Raw genomic sequence first — 21160 nt, forward strand, 5'->3', positions numbered from 1 at the left:
TTGGCCGATCCAGAACCACAATGACAGGAGGCGAGCGTACAACCTTACCCTCCCCTTGGGTCAAGATTACGCGACCGAAGGTTTAGCGGATCGTAAGGGAGCAAGACATTGCCGATATGTCGCAGTCTGTGAGCATATTGCGGTGGTCCCGGCTCCCTGGCGCAATGGCGGCCCGACGCGTCAGCGCCCGCCGTCCCAGCCGGGAAAGAGCGCCTTCAGCCGGTCCACCGTGTGGCGCCATTTCGGCGTCTTGGGGGCGCAGACCGTGTTCTGATTGCCGAACATGCCGACCTCCTGCACCGCCTGTCCCAACGGAACCGAAGAGATCCACTCGACCGGCACAAAATATTCGGCGCGGTCGGGGTCGTCGATGAACTCGCGGTGATAGCGTGCGCCCGTCAACACCTCTGCAGCCGGCCGCATAGCGCCATCTTCTCCGGACAGCTCGAACTCGCCGAGCGGCACCGGCGCGCCCTTCACCGTGCCGACGCCGACGAAGCCGTGGCCCGGCACCTTGACCCAGATGCGGTCGCCGGGCGCGAGCAGGCGCAGCGTGCCGCTGTACCAGGTGCCGCCGCCGGCCGAGATGAAGCCGTGCGCCCGCGCCTCGTCCCAGGAGCGGCTCTCGCCATGGCCGAAGGAGACGTAGTATTCGCCGTTCCAGGGCTCGCGATCCGTCGCCTTGGTCTCCACGGCCGCGACCTGCGTCTCGACGGGATCGATCAGCCAGGCGCGGCTGAGGAGCTGCCCCGCGCCGGTCTCGAACACCTGGAAACAGAGCACGTTGATGGCGATGCCGCGCTGGGCGAGATAGCCGACGATGCGCTCGGAACTGGCATCGAGCGTGGCGGCGACGATCACCATCTGGTGGCTCTGGTTGAGGCTCGCCTCGTCCAACGGCGTGCCGAAGCGCTGGCGAAACGCCTCGGCGAGGTTGCCGCCGCCCGAGAACCGCTCGTAGATGCGGCCGAGGTCCTCCGCATCGAGCGCCTCCGCCCAGGTGGCATAGTCGATCGCCTGGGCGACCACCTCGCGCGGCGTCTTCGCCTTCTTCAGTTCGATCAGGATCAGCGTGCCGTCGGGCGCCAGCGCCAGAAGGTCGAGGATGCCCCCAGAAGCGGTCTTCTCCTGCCGGCCGACGATCATCCACTGGTCGGAGAGGATGTCGGGCGCGGCGACGATCATGGCCTCCAGCAGCTTTTCGCTCGCCAGCTTGCCCTCGCGCAGGGCCCCCGGCCTCTCGCCGATGGTCCAGATGCTGTTGCGGATCGGCATGGTTCAAACGCCTTTCTTCAGTGGGGGCGCGCGATCATCGGCCTCGGCGCCCAGGCAGCAAGATCGCCTCAGCTCGGGAAAGCCCGCGTACCATTCGGCGTGCGATCCGGCATGGTTATCCATGCCCGGCTTGGTCAGGCAGCCCTTGGGGGCGATGTAGCTGTCGATGCGCCGCAGCGGCCTTTCGTGCCAGGTGAGGTTGAAGGCGGCGAGCCTGGGGAAGAACTGGAGGCTCGAATAGGGCAGATGGTCGTGGATCCACCAGGCAAGCGCCCGCCAGTCGGCGCCTTGCGCATAGCGGTCGGCGAACCACGGCACGACGATGCAGGCGGTGGCGCCCATGCAGCCGTCGGCGTCGCGCCGGTCCCAGATGTGGCCGGCGTAATTCGCCTCGTTGCGGGCACAGGAAAGCCCGTTGCGGCTCCCGAAGTCGTTGACGGCCGGCGAACGATAGGCCGAGCGGATGGCGATGCGGCCGAAGGTGGCCTGCAACGGCTCCAGCAGCGCCTCGCAGAGCTGCCTGCCGGCGGCGATCGCCAGATCGGGATCGTCGGGAATGTTCGGGATGCCGTGGAAGTCGGCAATCTCCGAATGCAGAAAATCGCGCATGAAGAAGGTTTCGGACAGACGCACCCGCCCGAGCTCTTCCAGCGCCTTGACCGTCTGCGGCTTTCTCATGATGCAGCTCCGCTCGCCTCCCCTGCCCGCCGCCGCCCGCGTTTTTGCTTCGGCGCATTGGCGCGCTCGGCGCGGATGCGCTCCAGAAGCACGCTCGCCGGCTCGTCGTCCGGGTCCTGCGGCACCAACTCGCCACGGAACGCCCTGGCGAGGATGGCAGATTCCAGCCGGTCCAGCAGCTTTCGCGCCCGCGCGGCTTCGGCTTCCATGCGGTCGGCGCGGGCGAAGGCGGATTCCAATTGAGCGATTTGAGAAGCGCGGGTTTCGGAATTCGGATAGGGAAGCCGTATGCTTCTCAACGCGCTTTGGCTGAGATTTCGCATCGAAAGCTGGTTGCCGGTTGCAAGCTGTTCGATCTGCTTACGCCCTTCAGGGGAACGCAAGAACCACATCAACCACCGCTTGTCGTCGTCGTCCACATGGAGCCGCAGAACTTTGTCGCTGAGGAACAAGTTCTCGGGCGCGTGTTCTACAAGAGCGATAGCACCAACGAGCTCAATAGTGTTGGCCCGCGAAAACAGCAGGTCACCATTCCGTATCCGAGCTTTTTCGGGAGGCTGATAACCGGAGGGAAAGGTCTTCGCTTGCGTTGGATCGAAACGTCCCCAAGTGACGGCGCTGACCTTCACGACCCCCTTCTCATCCTCACGTGGCGGCCGCTCGTCACAGCGAAGGTTCTTTCCTGCCTCTATCCCGGTCAATATCCGGCCTACCGTGGTTGACGGGACGTCCGCTCTATCGAAACAATTCAGCAAAGCCCGGCGTCGGAAATTCCTCGCCAACACCGGCACCCGATCCAGCTCCGCCCTGGCGCGGGCGATGCGGGCGGTCAGCGCGTCCAGCTTCGCGACGATCCGGCGCTGTTCGGCAAGCGGGGGGAAAGTCATGGAGTGCCCCGTGAGATGCTCCCTCGACAGCCCCGGAATATCACCTCGTGCTTCCCGGATGATGATCGCTATGCGATGCTGTAGTGCACGATAGATGAAGCTTGGATCGAGACCTCCGTCCCCCTTGTACGCATAGATATCTCGTCCTATCGCGCACTCGATTCCAGGAAACAGCTTTCCTACGCCAGCGCCTTTGACGGTCACAAAGATACATCCCGCTGGCACCAACTTCTTCGGATGCTCAGTCCACTTGTCACGCCGAACTTCGCGGCCATCCCACTGATCCGGCCCCGTGACATAGGCAGGTCCCAATCCTGCAGAATTGACTTCGGAAGCAGATACGGATTGCCCTGAATAAAGGTCGCCTACGTCGCCCAATGTAGCCTCGGCCCACCCCCTCGGCAGCGTCATTCCGCCGCCTCCGACAGCGCGTCCGCGTCGGCCACCCCGTCGCCCAGTTCCTCCAGCAGCGCGCGGACTTCGGTCATGGCCGTCGTGAGATGTCCGTCGATGGCGGCCAGGATGTCTTCGGGCGTCTCCAGCCCGTCCTCGGCCTCGCCGCTGGTGTCCTTCAGCCAGGTGATGTCGAGATTGTCGGCGCGGGCGGCGATCTCGTCGCGCGTGAAGCGGCGGAAGCGGCCTTCCTCGCCCTGGTCGGTGCGCGGCGCGCGGCCGTTGGGATCGTCGCCGAAGGCTGTAACGAAATCCTCGAAGTCGCTGTGCTTCAGCGGGTTGGTCTTGCCGTAGGCCGGCGCGCCGGAGCGCATGTCGTAGATCCAGACCGCTTGCGTGGCGTCCTCCAGCGGCGCCTCGTCGGTCGAGCGGGTGAAGAAGAGGACGTTGGTCTTGACGCCTTGCGCGTAAAAAATGCCGGTGGGCAGGCGCAGGATGGTGTGGAGGTCGCACCAGTTCATCAGGCGCTGGCGCAGCGCCTTGCCGCGCCCGTCGTCGAAGAGCACGTTGTCGGGCACCACCACGGCGGCGCGTCCGCCGGGTTTTAGCGCGCGGATGCAGTGTTCCACGAAGGGGAGCTGGTAGGAGGAGACGCGGTCGGTGATCGACAGGTCGTCGCGCGTCGGCGGTCCGCCGGCCGGACCGAAGGGCGGATTGGTGAGGATCAGGTTCGCGTTCTTGAAGCGGCCGCCCGAGCCCGCCGGCGACAGCGTGTCGGCGAGGTCGAGATGGTCCGGGTCGATCGAATGCAGATGCAGGTTCATCTGCAGCAGGCGGAAGGTGTCGGGCACGTTTTCGAGGCCACGCAAGGCCTGAGAGAGCTGGAAGCTCTGCTGTTTCGGCGCCAGCTCGAAATAGTTGTCGGTGCGCTGTTTCATGTAGCGGTCGGCGGCGATGAGAAAGCCGCCAGTGCCGGCGGCGGGGTCCTGGATCACCTCGCCCGGCTCAGGCCGCATCAGCTCGACCATCACCTGGATCAGCACGCGCGGGGTAAAATACTGCCCGGCGCCGCGCTTGGTTTCCTCGGCCATCTTCTGGAGGAGGCCCTCATAGGCGTCGCCGAAGGCGTCGCGCTCGTCGGAAAACCAGTGCAGGCCGTCGATGGCGTCGATGAGCTTCTTGAGGTTCGCCGGCTCGCGCACGATGGTCGTGGCGTTCTGGAAGATGGCGACGACGGAGCGGTCGGCGATCTTTTCCCCGTTGCCGAGGTCGATCAGCGCCTGGCGATAGCGCGTCAGCACCTCGGTCTCGGGGGCGCTCTTCAGCGCGCCCCAGCGATAGGCGGCCGGGATGCGGCTTTCGTCCTTCTGCTCCGACGCCATCTTGAGAAAGAGGAGGTAGGTGAGCTCTGTGACATATTGCTGGTAGGTCACGCCGTCCTTGCGCAAGAGCGCGCAGAGCCGCCAGAGCTTGTTCACCAGATCGGCCGAAGGGTTCATCTCGTCTCTTTCGTCATGCGCTCAGGCGGCGCTCGGGCTATCCCATATCGCCGCGTTCAGATCCTTTAGGACCTCTCCTAGACCCGATTGGAACTCGCGGTCGATGACTTCGAAGCCACCGAACTGCGCAAACAGCGGCTCGGAGAGGATTTCCGGGTCGCCCACCGGCTCAGCCTTCAGCGCGCGGCCGATGCGGGTCAGCCATTGCCTCTGCTTGGGTGTCCAGGCGCGGCTCGCGAGCAGCCGGGCGAGGCCGTTCTCGACCCGCGTTTCGTAAGGGACGAGCGGATCGCCGACGGCTGCCTGGCGCACAAAGCCGATGATGTGGGCGGCGATGTCGGCGTTGCGCGCGGCGCCATAGGCGCGGCGGAGATTGGCTTCCGAAAAGCCCTTCTCGTCGAGGAGCAGGGCGAGCTCCTTCAGCTCCTTGCGGGTCAGCTCGCGCGGGCGCTGGGTGGCGGCGACCATGGCCGGCACGGCGTTCATGTTGGCGTGCACGAAGGCCTCGAAGCTCTCGATATAGTCGGCCGGGCTCGCCTTGTTGCCGAAGTCGTCCTCGACCGAGATCAGCGCGTCCTCATGCTCAGAGATATAGATCCCGTCGCGCTTCTTCGCCGGGTTGGCGGCATCGAGGATCGCGGCGAGCTGCGGGTGCTTGCTGAAGAGCTCGACGGTGTGCGACGGAGGCGCCGCCTTCAGCCCATCGGCGAGATCGCCGAGTGGGCCGAGCACGGCCTCCAGCGCCTCGCGCCGTTCGGCGTCGATATACTTCACCCGCTGGCGCAGCTTCACCACGATCTGGTCGCGCACGAAGGTGCGGTCCTCGTCCGTTTCGGCGCGGCCGAGATCGCCGAGGAGCGTTGCAAAGGAGAGGTTCGGATCAACGACCACCGGCCGCATGTCCGTGACCTCCTGGAGGTTGGCATAGATGTCGACGGCGTCGAAGATGCGAAAGAACTCCTTGCCGATGGCGTCGCAGCGGCGCGTCGCCCGGCCGATCATCTGGTCGTAGAGAATGCGGCTGTTGACCCGTCGCACGAAGACGAGGTTGACGATCGCCGGAACGTCGATGCCGGTGGTCAGCAGGTCCACCGTGACGACGTATTTCGGCCGGGGGTCGTTCTTGAACGCCTTGATGCGATCGAGCGGCCGATCCACCGAGCCGGTGATCTTCTCGACCAGATCGTGCGGCTGGGCCCCGTATTCGGCGGCGAGCGCGGCGCGCAATTCCTCCACCAGAATATCGGCATGGTCGTCGCGGGCGGCAAAGAGCAGCGTCTTGCCCGGCCCGTCGGGCGGGCACTCGGCCGCGATTGCCTCGGCCACTGCCCGATTGAAGGCGCGGGTGTAGACCTTCTTGTTGAACTCGGCGACCTCGAAATCGACCTGATCCTCCAGGTCGAAGAGGTCGATCTGGCCGGTGCGCGGGTCGAGGACGGTGACCTCCTCGCCCTTGTCGAAGCTGATGCCGGTCTGGCTCAAGGCGGTGGTGATGCGGCGCGGCGGCCGGTGATCGATCAGCCGGCCGTCGATCACCGCCTGACGGTAGCTGTAGTGAAAGACGGGAGGCCCGAATATCTCGCGGGTGTGGAGCGCCGGCGTCGCCGTCAGCGCCACCTTGGTCGCGTCGAAATAGTCGAGCACCCGGCGATAGGCGGAGAGATAGTCTTCCAGGTTGCGGAAGCCGAGATCGTCCTCGCGCAGCTCGGCGTCGAGCGTGTAGCCGCGGTGCGCCTCGTCGACGATGACGAGGTCATAGGTGCCGGGCGTCGGCCGCTCCGCGTCGGGATCGCCGAAGATGCGCCGGATCATGGATTGGACGGTCGCGACCTGCACCCGGTCCGTCGCCTCCGGGAACTTCTTGGCGAGATCGGCGACGGGGAAGACCTGATCGAACTTCAGAAACCCGCTGGTGTCCGTCGTGCTCATGGCGTCGAGCGTCTGGCGCCCCAGCGCGTTGCGGTCGACCAAAAAGAGGATGCGGCGGAAGCGCTTGGTGCGAAGGAGCTCGTACATCAGCGCGATGGCGAGGCGCGTCTTGCCGGTGCCGGTGGCCATGGCCAGCAGAATGTGGTCCTGGCCGCGCGCCACCGCCGCCTCGACGGCGGCGATCGCCTCCTGCTGGTGCGGCCACAGCCCGGTGACGCCGAGCTCGCGCTCGGCGAAGCCGGCATGGGCCTCGCCCAGCTCCTGCTCCAGGCGCTCGGAAATGTCGCGCGGCGACAGCCACTCGGCCAGCGCACGCGGCGCGTTGTCGCCGCGGCGCGCGTCCCAGAACCAGGTGCCCGACTTGGTGGCGAGCTGCTTGACGTAGGGTCGGCCGTTGGTGGCGAAGACGAAGGGCACGCGGTAGCTGTCGAGCCCGTCCTGCCATGGGCCGTCGAGCGGCACCTGCTCGGCCGATAGGATGATGTCGCGGGCATAACGCCGCGCCTGGCCGAGATGGCCGGGTACGTCCTTGATCCGCCGCTTCGCCTCGATCACGCCGACACAGCGGCCATCGACGAAGAGGGCATAGTCCACCGGCCCGCCCTGTGTCGGCCATTCGGCGATCGCCATCGCCCTGCCCGCCACGGGCCTCGCGCCGCCGGCGTGGCGCAGCGCCGTGCTGTCGGCCTCCCAGCCGGCGCTCCTCAGCTGCTCGTCGATCAGGACGCGCGTCGTCGCTTCGTCGACCTCAATGCGCTCTGCGCTCTCAGCGCCCAGATGGGTAAGGACCGCCAGATCTTGCGGCGGGGCAGCCTCGGCGGCGCGTTGCGTTGCGGCGAGCGTCGCTTCGGCCGTCCGCAACGCGGCCTCCGTCTCGCTCGCATAGCTCTCCCAAAAGGCGCGTTGTTCCGCCTCCTGGCCGGCCTCTTCGGCGAGCTTGAGCCGCGCCTCCTCGGCCTCCTGGGCGGCGAGCCGCGCCTTGGCCTCGGCATCAGCGCTGGCGGCGACCGCCTGCCGCAGCTCGGCAAGCTCCGAGCGAAGGCTCGCCGTGGCATCCTCGGGCGGCGCCGGGGGAACGAACGGGCCGGGCTTGAAGCCGGGATCATTCGCGTAGGTGCGGTGAAACCAGATGCCGATCGCCCAGGCAACCTTCAGCGAAGTCAGGGCATCGCCGGCCGAGCCCTTGTCCTCATGCGCGGCGGCGTTGCCTGCCCGTTTCAGGTGGTAGAAGTACTCCGCCAGCTGGCGCGGCATGACCGAGCGGGCCTGGAGCAAGCGCAGCAGCTCGTCGAAGGCGACCGAACGCGGCGGCAGCAATGCGTGCCGGGCGGCGACCGCCTTGGTGGTGAACTCGCCGAACTGCCGCAGCTTGATGAGCGCGGCCGGCGGATCGCTCCTGAAATAGCTCTCGGCCAGCGTCCCCAGCCTGGCGAGCTGAGGACTGTGCCCCTTCAGGAACTCGAAGTTGCTGGCACCGTCCCCCATCACCGCCCGCACATGCTCCCCAACGTTCCAGTGGTAGCACGCTGGGGTAGAGGATCAAGGCCGCGGATGTCCGGGCTAGTCTCGGCTCGCCGGGCCGCCTGTTACGACTGTGCCCGCAAATCGTCTCCGAGCGGGTTATGCCGGCGCAAGGCGGGCCGGCAGCCTATGTCAATCCGGCAGACGCTCCTGGCCGTTGCGCCGGCCAACGGCCAACGGCGTAGCAGAAGAGGACGAGGCTCTAATCGCCGCTGGATGAAGGATCGGTGGCTGGTCAGCTGATACTCGTCCGACATAAGGCTGTCCTCAAGGATGTCCTTGAGCCTTTCCGCTTATGCCGGGTGTCCGACTAAATGGGGCGCAGTGCAGCAACCCGGGATCGAGAGAGGACACGTCCTCCGTAGAAAGCAGCCCGGCGCGCCGGGCGATCGCGGATCCGCCTGCCGCGAGAGTCGCAGCCGCCGGCGGCGCTCTGCGTCGCGCTCCCCGTTACCGCCTTGCAAGGATCCGGCTCCGATGCGGCGACGCCCAAGGGGGGAAGCAGTCTTCGGAAAGAGGCGAGCCGAAACCGATGGTTTCGAACGCACGGCGGTCCGAGAGGCGAAGCTGGAGCCGGATGAAGCCGCGGCCGTCAGCTCACCGCCTCCGGCCACCGGTCGTTCGGAGCAGCAAGCGTGCTCCGGTCGGCTCCCGCCGCGTGGCAAGGGCGCTAGCCAAGGCGGCAGGCGCGCACGTCGATCTTGATCACCACCTTGCGGACGGGCTCGGCCGCCGCGGCAAAACACTGCGGCCGATGAATGTCCCATGGGAAGAACACGGCGAAGCCGCCCGCCCAGACGGTGATGTCGGTCTCCTCGGATATCTCCTCGACGAAGGCCACGTCGCGCGTCGCAAGATGATCCTCAACAATCCGGACGTCGCCGGAGCGCGGGGCCACGCCGATGACCTCGCGACCGGCGACGATATACTGGATGTCGATGTGGCGCTCGTGGAACTCTGGCCGCCGCGTCGCCTTCGGCGCGGTCGTGTAGTCCTGCACCACGGCAAACATCGCGTCGTCGATCTCGATCCGCCCCGCCGGCAGACTGGCCAGATCGTGCGTTTGCAGAAACCGCAGTCCGTCTCTGATCTTCTCCGGCAGGACGGCCTCTTCCCGTCGGAGATTGGCAAGGCGACCCAGGATCATGGCTTCACCGTATTCTGAGGGGGAAAACGTTGGAGTTCGGTGGTTCGCCACCGGGTGCCGCTCATGACGCCAGGATGGCGAGCGGCAGATGCTCGAGCATCGCGAACAGCTCCCCGCGGGTCGCTGGATCCAGGGGAACGTTTGGATTGCGCACCCGCGCCGTCGCGAAGACGCCGGACCTGAAAAGCACTTCCTTGTGGACGGCAACGTTGATGCCGGGCTGCGTGCCGTAGCGGAAGAATGGCAGGTAGCGGTAGAACAGTGCGCGCGCCTCCTCCCTATCGCCACCGGCATGGGCGCGCAGGATGGCGTTGACCACGTCGGGGAATTCGCAGGCGGGCATGACGCCGGTCACGCCGCGCTCCAGCTCCTCGAACATGTAGACGCCGTTCAGCCCACCGAATATCTCGGCGGCGCCGTGCAGCTGCGCCTGCAAGGCCGATATCTTCAGGGCGGTGGGCGGCGATTCGACCTTCACGTAACGGATGGCGTCGTTTTCGCTGCACAGCCGGGCGAGCAGCTTGACCGACATGGACACGCCGCTGACGCCCGGCGCATCCTGAAGCATGATCGGGACGCTGACACGGCGGGCCAGCTCGCCGTAGAACTCCAGCAGCCGCGTCTCGTCCGGCTTGACCACGCTCGGCGGCATCACCATCAGCGCGTCCGCGCCCTCGCCGCAGGCCCACAGCGCATTTTCCACGGCGACCTCGATGCCGGCGCCGCCGGCCCCGACCACCAGCGGAATGGCGCCCGCCGTCTGTTCACGCACTCGCTCGAGGATGGCGCGCTTTTCAGCGGCCGTGAGGGCATAGCCTTCGCTGGCGTTGCCGAACAGCGCCAAGCCGTCGATCTTCTGCTCCAGAAGGAAGGAAACAAGCCTCGATATGCTGTCGAGATCCACCGTCCCGTCGTCGGCGAAGGCGGTTGCCAGAATCGGGACGTTTCCCTGCAAGCGAGTTCCATTCATGATTTGCGTCCCAACTCTCTGATCTGGTTTTCGTCGATTTCGATCCCCAGCCCCGGTGCTCGGGGGATCTCGTAGTGGCCCTGCCGGCAGACGAGGGGGTCGCGAAGCAGGGTGTTGGCGATGTCGAAGACCGGGGGCTGGTATTCGAGCATGAACGTGTTGGGCAGCGCCGCCGCGACATGGATCGAGGCGGCGATGCACGGGCCGAGGCCGACGCTCAGGTGCGGCGCGATCGCCAGGTTGCGCGTCTCGGCCTGGAACCCGATCCGCATGGTCTCGGTGATGCCGACGCGGCCGACGTCGGGCTGGACGATGTCGACGCCGTCGGCGTCGAGGAACGCGGCGAACTGGAAGCGCGTGCGCTCGGTCTCGCCCAGGGCGATCGGGATCGTCGTCTTCGCCCGCAGGGCGGCATGGCCGCGCACGTCCTCCGGCAACAGCGGCGCCTCCAGGAAGCCGAGACCGAGCGGCTCCAGCCGTTTCGCCAGCTCGCTGGCCTCGGCGACGCTGTAGTTCCAGTGGGCGTCGAGAAACAGCGCGACTTCCGGCCCGAGGCGCTCGCGCAGCCGGCGGATATTGTCCACGTCCTCGTCCACACCATAGCCGAGCGCCGCCTTGATGGCGTGGAATCCCTTGGCCTTCCAGTCGCTGGCGAGATCTAGGCGCTCGTCCAAGGTGGGCAGTGGCAGCCCCGAGACATAGGCCGGCTGCCGCGACCGGTAGGCGCCGCCGAGCAGCGCCGCGACCGGCAGCCCGGCAGCCTTGCCCTTGAGGTCCCACAGGGCGATGTCGCACGCCGCCAATGCATCGAGCATGAAGCCCGTGACATGGCCGCGATCACGCATCGCATCGTACATGCGCGACCACAGGACATTGCTGTCGAACGGCGAGGCACCGATCAGCAGCGGGGCCAGCAACTCCTCGATCAGAATGGCAGGAACTTGCGGAACGACGGGCGCCAGCGCCTCGCCCCAGCCGTGCAGACCGGTGTCGGTCGTCACCTTGACCAGGCAGGTCTCCATCTTGCGCGAATAGACGCAGCGATATTCGTCGCGATAGTAGTAGTCGGGCACGCCGGTTTCGCCACCATCGCCGCCGAGATAGATCTGCTTCGGCGCGATCTTGAGCGGAAAGCATTCCACGGCGTCAATTTTCATGGGGAGACCCTTTCAGTTCGGCGAGGGCTCGGCTGCGGGTGCGAAGCATCTGGAAGGCCGCCACGCCCGCCACCGCCAGCAGGGCGGCCAGCGTCAGCGGTGTGCTGGTGCTGAGCAGCAGGCCGAGCGAGCCGGCGAGCATCAGCAGTCGCTCGACGATGCTGAGCCGGCAGGAGAAGAAGCCGGTCGCCGCCGACGAGAACGCGATGACGCCGGGGATCGCCAGGGCGATGACCCAGAGGACGTCGACCAGCGATCCCTCCAGCAGCATCTCCGGGTGGGCGACGAAGGCGTAGGGGATGATGAAGGCCGGGATCGAGAGCTGAAACGCCTTGACCCCGGTCGTCATGGGGTTGGCCTTGGCCAGCCCGGCGGCGGCATAGGCGGTGATCGCCACCGGCGGCGTGACGGCGGAGAACACGCCGAAGTAGAGCGCGAAGAGATGGGCGGAGAGCGGGAAAATGCCGGCGTCGATCATGCCCGGAATGGCGATCGCCGCGACCATGATGTAGGCCGCCGAGGTGGGCAGTCCCATGCCCAGGATCAACGACGCGATCATGATGAGGACGAGCAGGAGATAGAGGTTGCCGGCCGCTAGGCTGACGACCATCGAGGCGAAGCGGACGCCGATCCCGGTCTCGCTGGCAACGCCGATCACGATGCCCGCGGCCGCGGTCGTCACGGTGATGAGAACGGCATCCTTGGCGCCGTCGGCAAGCGTTGCGACGATGTCCTTGAAGCTCATCCGGGTGGCGGCCAGGATCGAGCTCACCACCAGCACCGAGCCGATGGCGATGACCGCCGACATGTAGGGCGTGTAGCCCTGGAACATGATGATGACGACGACGAACAGCGGCACGATCAGATGGGCGCGCTTGAGCAGCGTCCGGCCGTTCGGAATGTCGATCTCGCTCGGCGTGAGCAGGCCGAGACGGACCGTCTCGAAGTGCACCGAGGCGCCGACGCTAAGGAAGAACAGGATGGCAGGAACGGCCGCCGCCACGATCAGCGAGGTGTAGGGAATGCCGATGAACTCGGCCATCAGGAAGGACGCCGCGCCCATGATCGGCGGCAGCAGCTGGCCGCCGGTCGAGGCGGCGGCTTCGACCGCGCCGGCGAATTCGGGCGGGTATTTCGCCTTTCGCATCAGCGGGATCGTGTAGGCGCCGGTGGAGGCCACGTTGGCGGTGGCGCTGCCGGAGATGGAGCCGATGAAGCCGCTGGCGAGGACGGCGACCTTGGCCGGTCCGCCGCGCGTCCGGCCGGCCAGCGCATAGGACAGATCCATGAAGAAGGCGCCGGCGCCGGAGCGCTCCAGAAACTTTCCGAACAGGATGAAGAGAAAGATGAACGTCGCCGATGCCGCCAGCGGAATGCCGAACACGCCCTCGGTCGTGAACACCAGCTGGTCGAGCACTTCCTTGAAGGAACTGCCGGAATAGGCGAAGGGGCGCGGCACGAGATGGCCGAACAGGGCGTAGCCGATGGCGACGACGCAGACCCACACCATGCTCCAGCCGACGATTCGCCGGGTCGCCTCCAGGACGGTGACGAGAAGCAGGACGCCGACGATCACCTGCGTCGTCGTCAGCTCGTCGATCTGCGGAATCCGCGCGATGATCGTGTCGTAGTCGAGCCAGCCCAGGAAGAACGTCGTTCCCAGTGCCGAGAAGAAGAAAAATGCGTCGAACAACGCATAGACCCGGGATCGCCCCTTCCTGTAGACTGGATTGATCAGGAAGGCGATCGGCAGGAGTAGCATCAAGTGCGTCGTGCGCAGCTTGAATGCCTCCGGGAGGCCGAAATAGACCATCGAAAGATGGTACAGCGAAGCGATAAGCGCGAGTATCCACGAAATTCGGTAGAGATACTCGATGCGGAAATTTCGGAGCATTGAAGCTCACCCCCCCCCACTGAAGCCAGGATCGCGCCAACGAGCGCCGGCGGCTCTGCGGCCGGGGGAGCCCATGGTCATGGGCTCCCCGTCGTCTTGGGCGATCCGGTGTGCCGAAAGCGTCGTCAGTCCTGAATGCCGGCTTCTTGATAGAAGCGGGCCGCGCCCTCATGCAGCGGGATCGGCAGGCCGGCCCGGCCCGCCGCGGGGCCGGTCAGGTAGTCGCGGATGCCCCCCGACAGCGCGCCGAGCGACTTGATGCCTTCCGGCGAATTGATCCATTTGGTCGCCTGGTAGATCACCTCGGCGTCGGCATCCTTGTTGGCGACGAGGATCACGCCGCCGCCGATGGTGCCGATCGCCTGGTCCTGGCCGTCGTAGCTGCCCGGCTGGATCGTGGCGTCGACGTAACCATAGTCAGCATCGAGCTGCTTGCGCACGTCGTCGTTCAGCGCGAGGAAGCGCAGCGGCCGCGCCGAGGTGATCTCGGTGATGGGACCGTAGGGGATGCCCGAGAGCATCGTCACGGCGTCGATATGGCCGTCGCGCAGCAGCGAGCTGGCGTCGCCGATATTGACGAACTCGATCCGCCCGCCCCAGTCCTCGATCATGTCGTAGGTGATGCCATAGGCTTCCAGCACGCGCCGGGAGAGCAGCTCGTTTTCCCGCCCCTTCGGCCCGACCGCCAGCTTCAGCGGATAGTGCTGCTGCTTGATCTCCTCGAAGGATTTGACCGGAGCGCTGTCCAGGATGGCGAACTGGAAGATCGAATCCATGAACTTGGCCATGCCGCGGATGTTCTCGGCCTTGTCCTTGAAGGGCTCCAGGCCCTGATAGGCGGAGAACGCCAGGCCGGAGCTCGTATGGCCGAAGGTGGCCCGCCCCTTGTCGACGAGGAGCACGTTTCCGAGGGCTCCGCCGGATTTCACGTCGACCGAGATGGAGGGGAACTTGTCCCTCAGGATCTCGCTGACCTGAATGCCCAGGGCGTAGGTCGAGCCGGAGATCGAGCCCATGGCGATGACCACGTCGTCTGCCGCGCGAGCGACGGACGGCAAGGCGAAGGCCGCCGCGGCGGCGAGCGCCAAAAGCGATTTGCGCATAATTCCTCCCATTTGATCCGAGGTGAATCGAAGCTAAAATGATGCTATAGTAGCTACAAACGTCTGTCAAGATACGTTGCTATAATAGCGACTCTTTGGTATCGAGAGCGGGAGGGGCCGCCGCACCGGCGATCGGCTCAAGGGCAGCGACGGCGGCAAGGGCGCCGGCCGGCTTCGGCGTGCCGGCCACGAGATCGAGGGGTGTTCGGGTGCAGCGAGGCGAGATCGAAAATGTGAATTCGGCGCAGCCGAACCAGAGTGTAATCGACGGCTTCCGCTGCCTGCAGTACATCGCCTCGAGCGAGCAGCCCGTCGGGGGGCGCGAACTGGCCAGGGCGCTGGGTCTCGACCCTTCGCGCGTCAATCGCCTGCTGCTGACGATGGCGCACATGGGCCTGACGCAGAAGACGGCGAAGCGGAAATACGTCACCGGCCACGGCATCCACGTTCTGGCTGCCCAATCGATCCGCCGATCAGGGCTGTTCCGGGCGACCGCCGAGGCGCTGGAGAAGCTGGCCCACCCGGATTTCACCACGGCGCTCGGGTCGCTCTGGGAAGGGCACGTCGTCTACCTCTACCATGCCAGGGCCGGCGACTCGCTGTCGCAGGCGCTGGGCGGCTACCGGATCCAGCACCCGTGCGAATCCGTCATCGGCCTGTGCCTGCTCTCCCAGCGCGGCGACGACGAGATCGCCGCCATGGTCGGCGACGAGCGGTTCGGCGCGGCACGGGCGGTCATCGAGGCGGCGCGCCGCCGCGGCTTCGTCATCTGGCGCCTGGCGGACGGCGAAGTCCGTCTGGCGACCACGGTGGCCGGCACGGACTCGGCCTTGGCCTTCTCCAGGCTCTACGGCTATGCCGACGAGGCCGCCCTGCAGGAGAAGTGCGATCTCCTGTTCGAAAAGGCGCGTGAGATCTCCGAACAGGTCGGGAACGAGGACCGATAGCGTTCGCGGCCGCAGGGCGGGCCACGCCGTGACCATCCGTCCGGAGCGCCAGGGGCGCCCAAAATGCAGCGACGGCATGATCGCCCGAGACATTGGCGATCAATCGGCATCCAGACATTCCGCTCTCCGAAGCGGGCGCCTCGGGCCGGACTGGACTTGCATCGGGAAAGTGGAGAGGGATTTTGGATTTCTACGCTGCCAGCCTTTCGAACTGAAGGAGGCTGACGAAGTCGAGTGCCGAATGGCGCCAGACAGGGTTTGTAGAAAGCGTCGATATATCGGCCGATGGCGGCCGTGGCCTCGGCGCGGCTTTGGAAGACGGTGCGCCAGACCAGCTGACGTTGCCCCCAAGTTTTGTCCAGCCGCGGGTTCGTTTCCGGCGGTTGGGTTGCCCGGATGGGCGGGGAGATCGACGGGCAGCGGCGCGGAGCCAACCACGGAGCGCAACGCCAGAGCCCGTCGCGGTTTCAGGGTTGCGGCAAACTCGGCCGGAGTGCTCCAGTCGAGCTGCGAGTGTGGACGCGCCGTGTTGTAGTCGGCGCGCCAGAGCGCCAGCGCCGTCCGGGCATGAGGGAGAGACGAGAACAGCGTTTCGCCCCGAAGCTCGTCGCGCAGACGGCCGTTGAAGTTCTCGATGGTGAGCAGCGCAGCGCCACCGGTTCGAGCAAGCTGCGAACGTTCTGCATGGGCTTTCCCGGTGCGATGTAGTGCCACTCGACCCTGGCCCGGTCGGCCCAACTCAGGATGGCGTTCGAGGTGAACTCGCTGCCGATCATCTTGGGCTTCCCGTGCTCGGCTATCAGCCGATCCAGTTCGCGGGCGACGCGGACGCCGGACAGCGAGGTGTCGGCAATCAGCGCCAGGTTCTCGCGGGTGCAGTCGTCGACGATGGTGAGGATTCGGAAACGACGCCCGTCATCGAGCTGGTCGGCGACGAAGTCCAGTGACCAGCGCTCGCCCGGTGCCAGCGGCACCAGCATCGACGCTCGCGTGCCGATCGCCCGCTTGCGGCTGCCGCGGCGGCGCACCGCCAGCCGTTCCTCGCGGTAGAGCCGGAACAGCTTCTTGTGATTGACCGTGTGGCCCTCGCGCCTGAGCAGGACGTGCAGGCGCCGATAGCCGAAGCGGCGGCGCTCCCGGGCAAGAGAGATCATCCGCGCCCGCAGATCCCGTCATCGGAGCGGATGGAGCGATGACGGAACGTCATGCGGCAGCAGCCGATGGCTTTGCACGCCCGCCGTTCGCTCATCTCGTGGCGCTCCATGAGGTGGGCGACAGCTTTTCGTCTGGCAGCGGGCGTCACCACTTCTTTCCCAAGAGGTCCTTCAGTGCGACATTGTCCAGCATGGCGTCGGCGAGCATGCGCTTCAGCTTGGCGTTCTCGTCTTCCAGCGACCGCAGCCGCTTGGCCTCCGAGACCTCCATGCCGCCGAACTTCGCCTTCCACTTGTAGATGCTGGCGTCGCTGACACCATGCTTGCGGCAGAGTTCGGCGACCGGAACCCCGGCCTCGTGCTTCAGGATGCCGATGATCTGCTTCTGTATTCGGTGTCCTCCAGTCAAGCGCCACGTCCGATGCAGGTTCTTTGCTTCTGTTCGCGGTCGGCACCTGGCCGCCGGCATGATGGTGTTCGGAGGTCCGTTCGGTTCAAAGCTCTTCGACGTGCTCGGGGGCCGGCAACGACAGATCATGCAAACTCGCTCGGACCGCGCCCTGCATCGAGCGCTGGCCATTCCCTGGAATGGCCTGCCTAGGCGGCCGTCCAGCGGAAGTCCTGTTCGTCAATCCACATGCGATGAAGCGTGACCGCCATCCTCCGAGCAAGCGCCACCTTGGCGCGTCGAACTCCCTGACGGTCGGCAATCTTCATAGCCCAGGCCTTCATACTCGACCACCGGGTCGTCGGGGGAAGGATAACATTGGCCGCCTCGAACAAAGCGGTTCGCGTTTCACCGTCGCCGACCTTTGTGATGCGACCGACCCTGTCGACTTCTCCAGACTGGTATCGTCGCGGAGTGAGGCCGAGATAGGCACCCACGGACCTGGATCGCCGGAAGCGCGTGGGGTCGTCGATTGTCGCCCTGTAGGTGAGTGCCGTCACGGGTCCAACGCCAGGCATGGTCATAAGGCGACGACAGATTGGCTCCGCACGAACTACCTTGAGGACCAGGCGGTGCAGATCTGCCAGGGTCTCGCGCAGGCTCTTATGCAACTGCAAGAGCGGCTCGAAGATTGCCAGTAATCCGGGATCTAGCCCAATCAGTTGACGGATCCTGACCTCGAACCGAACGCGCGTCACCGCGCCGATCTTCAGTCCCAACGGCCGCAATAGACCCCGGATGACCTGCTCGTTGCCCGTCAGTGCTCTCACGGCGGCCTTGCACGCCGCCGTCAGCGTACGCAGCCGCTGGCCGGCTGCGGACTTCAGATAGACGGGTTTGAACCAACCTGTGCGGACGATTTGCGCGATGCCCTGCGCGTCGTTCCGGTCCGTCTTCAACGTCATCGCGCTCAGCGCCGCTTTGACATGCCGGCTCTCCAGACACACGACGGGGAAGCCCTCGTCGACAAGATGCCCGCCGATCCATTCCGAGGTCGCGCCCCGAACCTCGCCGATCCGGGGATCGACGATGGCGATCTTCTTGCCGGAATAGTCGACGAAGACCTTGTCGCCCGCCACGTGCTCCTGGCGCATGGTCGGCGAAAGCCGGTGCTTGAAGCTTCGGAACAGTTCGCAGAAACGGCTGTAGCCGTAGCCGCCGGGATGAACGGCGCGATATTCGTCCCAAAGAATCTGCAGGGTGACACTGGGCTTCTTCAACTCGACCGCGATATCGGCCCAGTTGGGTTCCGGCCGCCGTCGCATGCCTTGCTTGACGCCGGCACGGTCGAACAGCCTGTTCTCGAGCGCATCGTCGGTCATCTCGCCGGGCAGCGGCCAGCTCAGCCCCGCCGCCGCGGCGCGCTTCAGATTGTCCTGGATGGTGCTCTTCGCCACGCCGAGCATCACGGCGATCTCCCGGGCGCTGACGCTGTCCCGGGTGAGCCGAAGCATCTGTCGCAATTGTCTCATGGTCAGCCTTCTCTTTGCCGGCATCGCGCTCTCCTCATTGGACAGGGAGCTTGATGCCCGAGTTGCTGACCCAGGGTCTTCAGACGCCGGAAGGTGGCCGGTGATTGATCGGAAATGCTGGCCGGCTTCATCCCGGAATGGTGGCCGACATCAAATCAGAATACCCGGCCGGTTTGAATCGGAATCCGCAGTCGAGGCCATCGCGGCGATCTGCGAGGAATTCGAACATTACGGCTGGCGCCGCGTTCGGGCGGCTCTTCGCCACCAGGGCATGGTGGTCAATCACAAGAAGATCCGGCGTCTGATGCGCGCGCACGACTTGCAGCCGAAGATGCGCCGCTGTTTCAAAGCGACAACGGACAGCGACCATGACGAGCCGATCTTTCCCAATCTGGCCAAGGGCATGAAGCCCGACGGACCGAACCAGCTCTGGATCGCCGATATCACCTTCGTGGCGATCATGACGGGCTTCGTCTACCTGGCCGTGGTCATCGATGCGTGGTCGCGCAGGGTCGTTGGATACGCCATCTCCCGCTTGATCGATGGGCGCCTGACAAGCGCGGCCTTGCTCGCCTCCATCGAGCGCCGCACGCCACCGCCGGGCTGCGTTCACCATTCGGACTGCGGTTCACAATATGCCGCCAAGGCCTACCGCAAGCTGCTTGCCGACCACGGCCTCGTCGGGTCGATGGGTCGGCGCGGCAATCCCTACGACAATGCCAAGGCCGAAAGCTTCATGAAGACGTTGAAGGTCGAGGCGGTCTATTCGATGGAGTTCGAAACGTTCGACGATGTCGCTGGCAACCTTCCCCGCTTCATCGACGAGGTCTACAACACGCGGCGGCTGCATTCCGCACTCGGTTACCTCAGCCCCGCCCAATTCGAGGATCAACAATCCCGGCCGCCGGTCAAAACTGCCGCGTGACCTTGTCCGCCCCGAGGGGCCCCACTCCATCTCCTGGCCGGGTTTTGCTCCGTCGTTGACAGACAAACGATCGCTGGATCGTTTTCTGGTCCTCCTCACTCTGCAGCGAGGCGCCCGAAAGGGCGATGGCGCCTTTCGACCAGCCGATGATCTTCAACACCCATCGACCGTCCGGTAGGATGGCGCGGATCCGAGCTTCCGGCTCATCCGAAGTCCAGGTTTTCGGAACAACGGGCGCAGACCATCGATATCGTTCGAGGTGGTGCCGCCTTCGGCAGGCGACGCGGAACCATGCCCTCAATAGCTGTACGACTGTGGCAGGCTCCCGTAACAGAACTCGCCGACGACCGTCGCCACCCAATCCGAAAGCGCTTCATAAAGCTTGTCGCCCATCTCCGCAGAGGCGACCGTCGGGAAGCCCAGGATGCCCTGATAGTCGGGATGCTCATTGGTCGTCTTTCGCGGCGCGTAGACGCCTCCGCCGGAAACGACCGGCGACACGAACGGCGCGGCCGGAGGAGCCATCTCCAGGACATAATCCTTCATCCGCTCGGTGACGACGAGCTCCGGATTCTGCCAAAGCTGCCGGGCGGTCTCGCCCATGCCGCCATGGCCGTCGCGAGCGTTCTTCGGGATGTTTCGCGTCAACTCCGGCGGGAGCGACGCGAGGATCGTCGGCAGGATCTGCACGACCAGCGGCAGCCAGTTCAGCACGATGACCTTGAGGTCGTCGTCGGTCTCGTGCGCCAGTTCCCGCGCCGCAACCATCAGCGCGCCGAGGCTCATGTCATGGCCCATCACCAGCGCAATGTTGCGGACGCCATCACGGTAGAGGTTGAGGCAGACCTCCTTCACGAGCAGGATCAGCGTGCTCGGCTTCAGGTCGATGCTGCCGGGAAAGCGCAGATTGGCGATCGGGCCGTAGGGGATCGTCGGTCCGAAGATCGCCTTCCGGCCCGCCTCCTCCAGCTTGAGCACCGCCCGCCGGACGATCTCCTCGATCTGAAAATTGTCCTGACCGAGCGGCAGATGCCCGGCGTGCTGCTCGATCGCACCGACGGGGACGAGCGTCACGTCGGTCTCGGCAAGCCGTTCGGCCAGTTCTTGCGAGGTCATCGTGGTCCACGATTTGGGACCGCGGACCGAATAGAGGATATCGCTCATCTGCTCACTTTCCCTGAATGGACATCCGGCCGATCGCACGGTGGGACCGTATCGTCGACGGTGCGTCGGTGGCGGGCCTTCAGCCGGCCAGCGGCGTGGGCTGAATGATCTCGATCCAATAACCGTCAGGATCGCGGACGAAGGCAATGCCCTTCATGCGACCGTCGGTCAGGCGTTTCTGGAAGGTCACGCCCAGCGCCTCGAACCGCTCACAGGCGGCCACCACGTCAGGCACAGAAAGACAGATGTGGCCAAAGCCGCGCGGTTCGGCGTTGCCGTCGTGGTAGCGAAATTCCGCCTGCTCTTCCGTGCCGTGATTGTGGGTGAGCTCGAGAACGCCGGGGATCGACTTCCGCCACCGGCTGCGCTCGGCTTCGTCGGCGGGCATCGCCTCGACATCCACGCCCAACGCGAGAAAATACAGGCTGAATCCCGCCTCGGAAAAATCCTGGTGCTCGATGAGCGCAAAACCGAGGATGCGGGTGTAGAAATCGAGCGACGCACGGGCGTCGCAAACCCGGATCATCGTGTGATTGAAGACAAAATCGCGCGTGGCGGGGTCTGCGGCCATTGTTCCTGTCCTGCTGGTGGTTGTCG

Annotated in this window: 15 protein-coding genes and 2 pseudogenes; 2 read left to right on the forward strand and 15 right to left on the reverse strand. The window is 65.5% G+C overall.

The features are described 5' to 3' along the window. Positions 1 to 180: 180 nt before the first annotated feature. The 10 genes from B5D38_RS13320 to B5D38_RS13365 all read right to left on the reverse strand — a co-directional run bounded on the left by B5D38_RS13320 (position 181) and on the right by B5D38_RS13365 (position 14453). Positions 181 to 1275, reverse strand: coding sequence for a PDDEXK family nuclease (locus tag B5D38_RS13320; RefSeq protein ID WP_078708908.1), 1095 nt, complete (start codon positions 1273 to 1275; stop codon positions 181 to 183). Between the two features lie 3 nt (positions 1276 to 1278). Continuing rightward, positions 1279 to 1953 carry a hypothetical protein gene (locus B5D38_RS13325; protein WP_078708909.1) on the reverse strand — a complete coding sequence of 225 codons (675 nt, stop codon included), beginning with the start codon at positions 1951 to 1953 and terminating at the stop codon, positions 1279 to 1281. After that, complete coding sequence (locus B5D38_RS13330; protein ID WP_078708910.1) at positions 1950 to 3251, reverse strand: restriction endonuclease subunit S; 1302 nt, start codon at positions 3249 to 3251, stop codon at positions 1950 to 1952. Before B5D38_RS13330 ends, B5D38_RS13325 begins: the two co-directional genes overlap by 4 nt. Further along, positions 3248 to 4732: a class I SAM-dependent DNA methyltransferase gene (locus B5D38_RS13335; protein ID WP_078708911.1), complete on the reverse strand. Its 1485-nt coding sequence runs from the start codon at positions 4730 to 4732 to the stop codon at positions 3248 to 3250. Before B5D38_RS13335 ends, B5D38_RS13330 begins: the two co-directional genes overlap by 4 nt. A gap of 21 nt (positions 4733 to 4753) precedes the next feature. Continuing rightward, positions 4754 to 8146 carry a type I restriction-modification system endonuclease gene (gene hsdR, locus B5D38_RS13340; protein ID WP_078708912.1) on the reverse strand — a complete coding sequence of 1131 codons (3393 nt, stop codon included), beginning with the start codon at positions 8144 to 8146 and terminating at the stop codon, positions 4754 to 4756. Positions 8147 to 8852: 706 nt separating this feature from the next. After that, entirely contained in the window at positions 8853 to 9329 is a 477-nt protein-coding gene (locus B5D38_RS13345) for a NanQ anomerase/TabA/YiaL family protein (protein WP_078708913.1), read from the reverse strand. Positions 9330 to 9390: 61 nt separating this feature from the next. Then, positions 9391 to 10299: a dihydrodipicolinate synthase family protein gene (locus B5D38_RS13350; protein WP_078708914.1), complete on the reverse strand. Its 909-nt coding sequence runs from the start codon at positions 10297 to 10299 to the stop codon at positions 9391 to 9393. After that, positions 10296 to 11456 carry a mandelate racemase/muconate lactonizing enzyme family protein gene (locus tag B5D38_RS13355; protein WP_078708915.1) on the reverse strand — a complete coding sequence of 387 codons (1161 nt, stop codon included), beginning with the start codon at positions 11454 to 11456 and terminating at the stop codon, positions 10296 to 10298. Before B5D38_RS13355 ends, B5D38_RS13350 begins: the two co-directional genes overlap by 4 nt. Further along, entirely contained in the window at positions 11446 to 13350 is a 1905-nt protein-coding gene (locus B5D38_RS13360; protein ID WP_078708916.1) for a TRAP transporter permease, read from the reverse strand. The genes B5D38_RS13355 and B5D38_RS13360 overlap by 11 nt, the downstream gene beginning before the upstream one ends. Before the next feature lie 125 nt (positions 13351 to 13475). Further along, on the reverse strand, positions 13476 to 14453 hold the full coding sequence (locus tag B5D38_RS13365; RefSeq protein ID WP_165690859.1) for a TAXI family TRAP transporter solute-binding subunit: 978 nt from the start codon (positions 14451 to 14453) through the stop codon (positions 13476 to 13478). Positions 14454 to 14686: 233 nt separating this feature from the next. Here B5D38_RS13365 and B5D38_RS13370 point away from each other — a divergent pair, with 233 nt between their 5' ends. Next, a complete protein-coding gene (locus B5D38_RS13370; RefSeq protein ID WP_165690860.1) occupies positions 14687 to 15400 on the forward strand; it encodes a helix-turn-helix domain-containing protein in 714 nt (237 codons plus the stop codon). Positions 15401 to 15590: 190 nt separating this feature from the next. Here the strand turns inward: B5D38_RS13370 and B5D38_RS22560 are convergent. From B5D38_RS22560 to B5D38_RS13380, 3 genes and pseudogenes are all read right to left on the reverse strand, one after another. Further along, a pseudogene (locus tag B5D38_RS22560) lies at positions 15591 to 15738 on the reverse strand (IS3 family transposase); the annotation flags it as partial. A 19-nt stretch (positions 15739 to 15757) separates the two neighbouring features. Beyond that, a pseudogene (locus B5D38_RS13375) lies at positions 15758 to 16963 on the reverse strand (IS3 family transposase); the annotation flags it as partial. Between the two features lie 188 nt (positions 16964 to 17151). Continuing rightward, on the reverse strand, positions 17152 to 18324 hold the full coding sequence (locus B5D38_RS13380) for an IS110 family RNA-guided transposase (RefSeq protein ID WP_425349334.1): 1173 nt from the start codon (positions 18322 to 18324) through the stop codon (positions 17152 to 17154). A gap of 148 nt (positions 18325 to 18472) precedes the next feature. Here B5D38_RS13380 and B5D38_RS21850 point away from each other — a divergent pair, with 148 nt between their 5' ends. Next, positions 18473 to 19399 carry an IS3 family transposase gene (locus B5D38_RS21850; RefSeq protein WP_245319207.1) on the forward strand — a complete coding sequence of 309 codons (927 nt, stop codon included), beginning with the start codon at positions 18473 to 18475 and terminating at the stop codon, positions 19397 to 19399. A gap of 297 nt (positions 19400 to 19696) precedes the next feature. Here B5D38_RS21850 and B5D38_RS13395 read toward each other — a convergent pair whose 3' ends face one another. Beyond that, positions 19697 to 20563, reverse strand: coding sequence for a creatininase family protein (locus B5D38_RS13395; protein ID WP_078708921.1), 867 nt, complete (start codon positions 20561 to 20563; stop codon positions 19697 to 19699). Positions 20564 to 20642: 79 nt separating this feature from the next. Continuing rightward, entirely contained in the window at positions 20643 to 21134 is a 492-nt protein-coding gene (gene gloA / locus B5D38_RS13400) for a lactoylglutathione lyase (RefSeq protein ID WP_078708922.1), read from the reverse strand. Between the last annotated feature and the right edge of the window lie 26 nt (positions 21135 to 21160).

Origin of the sequence: Consotaella salsifontis (assembly GCF_900167365.1) — a bacterium.
GTDB lineage: Bacteria > Pseudomonadota > Alphaproteobacteria > Rhizobiales > Rhizobiaceae > Consotaella > Consotaella salsifontis.

Excerpts from the sequence above, each read along its gene's own strand:
- B5D38_RS13355 (WP_078708915.1), bottom strand. The coding sequence starts at position 11,456 with ATGAAAATTGACGCCGTGGAATGCTTTCCGCTCAAGATCGCGCCGAAG.
- B5D38_RS13395 (WP_078708921.1), bottom strand. The coding sequence starts at position 20,563 with ATGAGCGATATCCTCTATTCGGTCCGCGGTCCCAAATCGTGGACCACG.
- B5D38_RS13345 (WP_078708913.1), bottom strand. The coding sequence starts at position 9,329 with ATGATCCTGGGTCGCCTTGCCAATCTCCGACGGGAAGAGGCCGTCCTG.
- gloA (WP_078708922.1), bottom strand. The coding sequence starts at position 21,134 with ATGGCCGCAGACCCCGCCACGCGCGATTTTGTCTTCAATCACACGATG.
- B5D38_RS13325 (WP_078708909.1), bottom strand. The coding sequence starts at position 1,953 with ATGAGAAAGCCGCAGACGGTCAAGGCGCTGGAAGAGCTCGGGCGGGTG.
- B5D38_RS13350 (WP_078708914.1), bottom strand. The coding sequence starts at position 10,299 with ATGAATGGAACTCGCTTGCAGGGAAACGTCCCGATTCTGGCAACCGCC.
- B5D38_RS13365 (WP_165690859.1), bottom strand. The coding sequence starts at position 14,453 with ATGCGCAAATCGCTTTTGGCGCTCGCCGCCGCGGCGGCCTTCGCCTTG.
- B5D38_RS13320 (WP_078708908.1), bottom strand. The coding sequence starts at position 1,275 with ATGCCGATCCGCAACAGCATCTGGACCATCGGCGAGAGGCCGGGGGCC.
- B5D38_RS13330 (WP_078708910.1), bottom strand. The coding sequence starts at position 3,251 with ATGACGCTGCCGAGGGGGTGGGCCGAGGCTACATTGGGCGACGTAGGC.
- B5D38_RS13335 (WP_078708911.1), bottom strand. The coding sequence starts at position 4,732 with ATGAACCCTTCGGCCGATCTGGTGAACAAGCTCTGGCGGCTCTGCGCG.
- B5D38_RS21850 (WP_245319207.1), top strand. The coding sequence starts at position 18,473 with ATGGTCAGCCTTCTCTTTGCCGGCATCGCGCTCTCCTCATTGGACAGG.
- B5D38_RS13380 (WP_425349334.1), bottom strand. The coding sequence starts at position 18,324 with ATGACCGACGATGCGCTCGAGAACAGGCTGTTCGACCGTGCCGGCGTC.
- hsdR (WP_078708912.1), bottom strand. The coding sequence starts at position 8,146 with ATGGGGGACGGTGCCAGCAACTTCGAGTTCCTGAAGGGGCACAGTCCT.
- B5D38_RS13360 (WP_078708916.1), bottom strand. The coding sequence starts at position 13,350 with ATGCTCCGAAATTTCCGCATCGAGTATCTCTACCGAATTTCGTGGATA.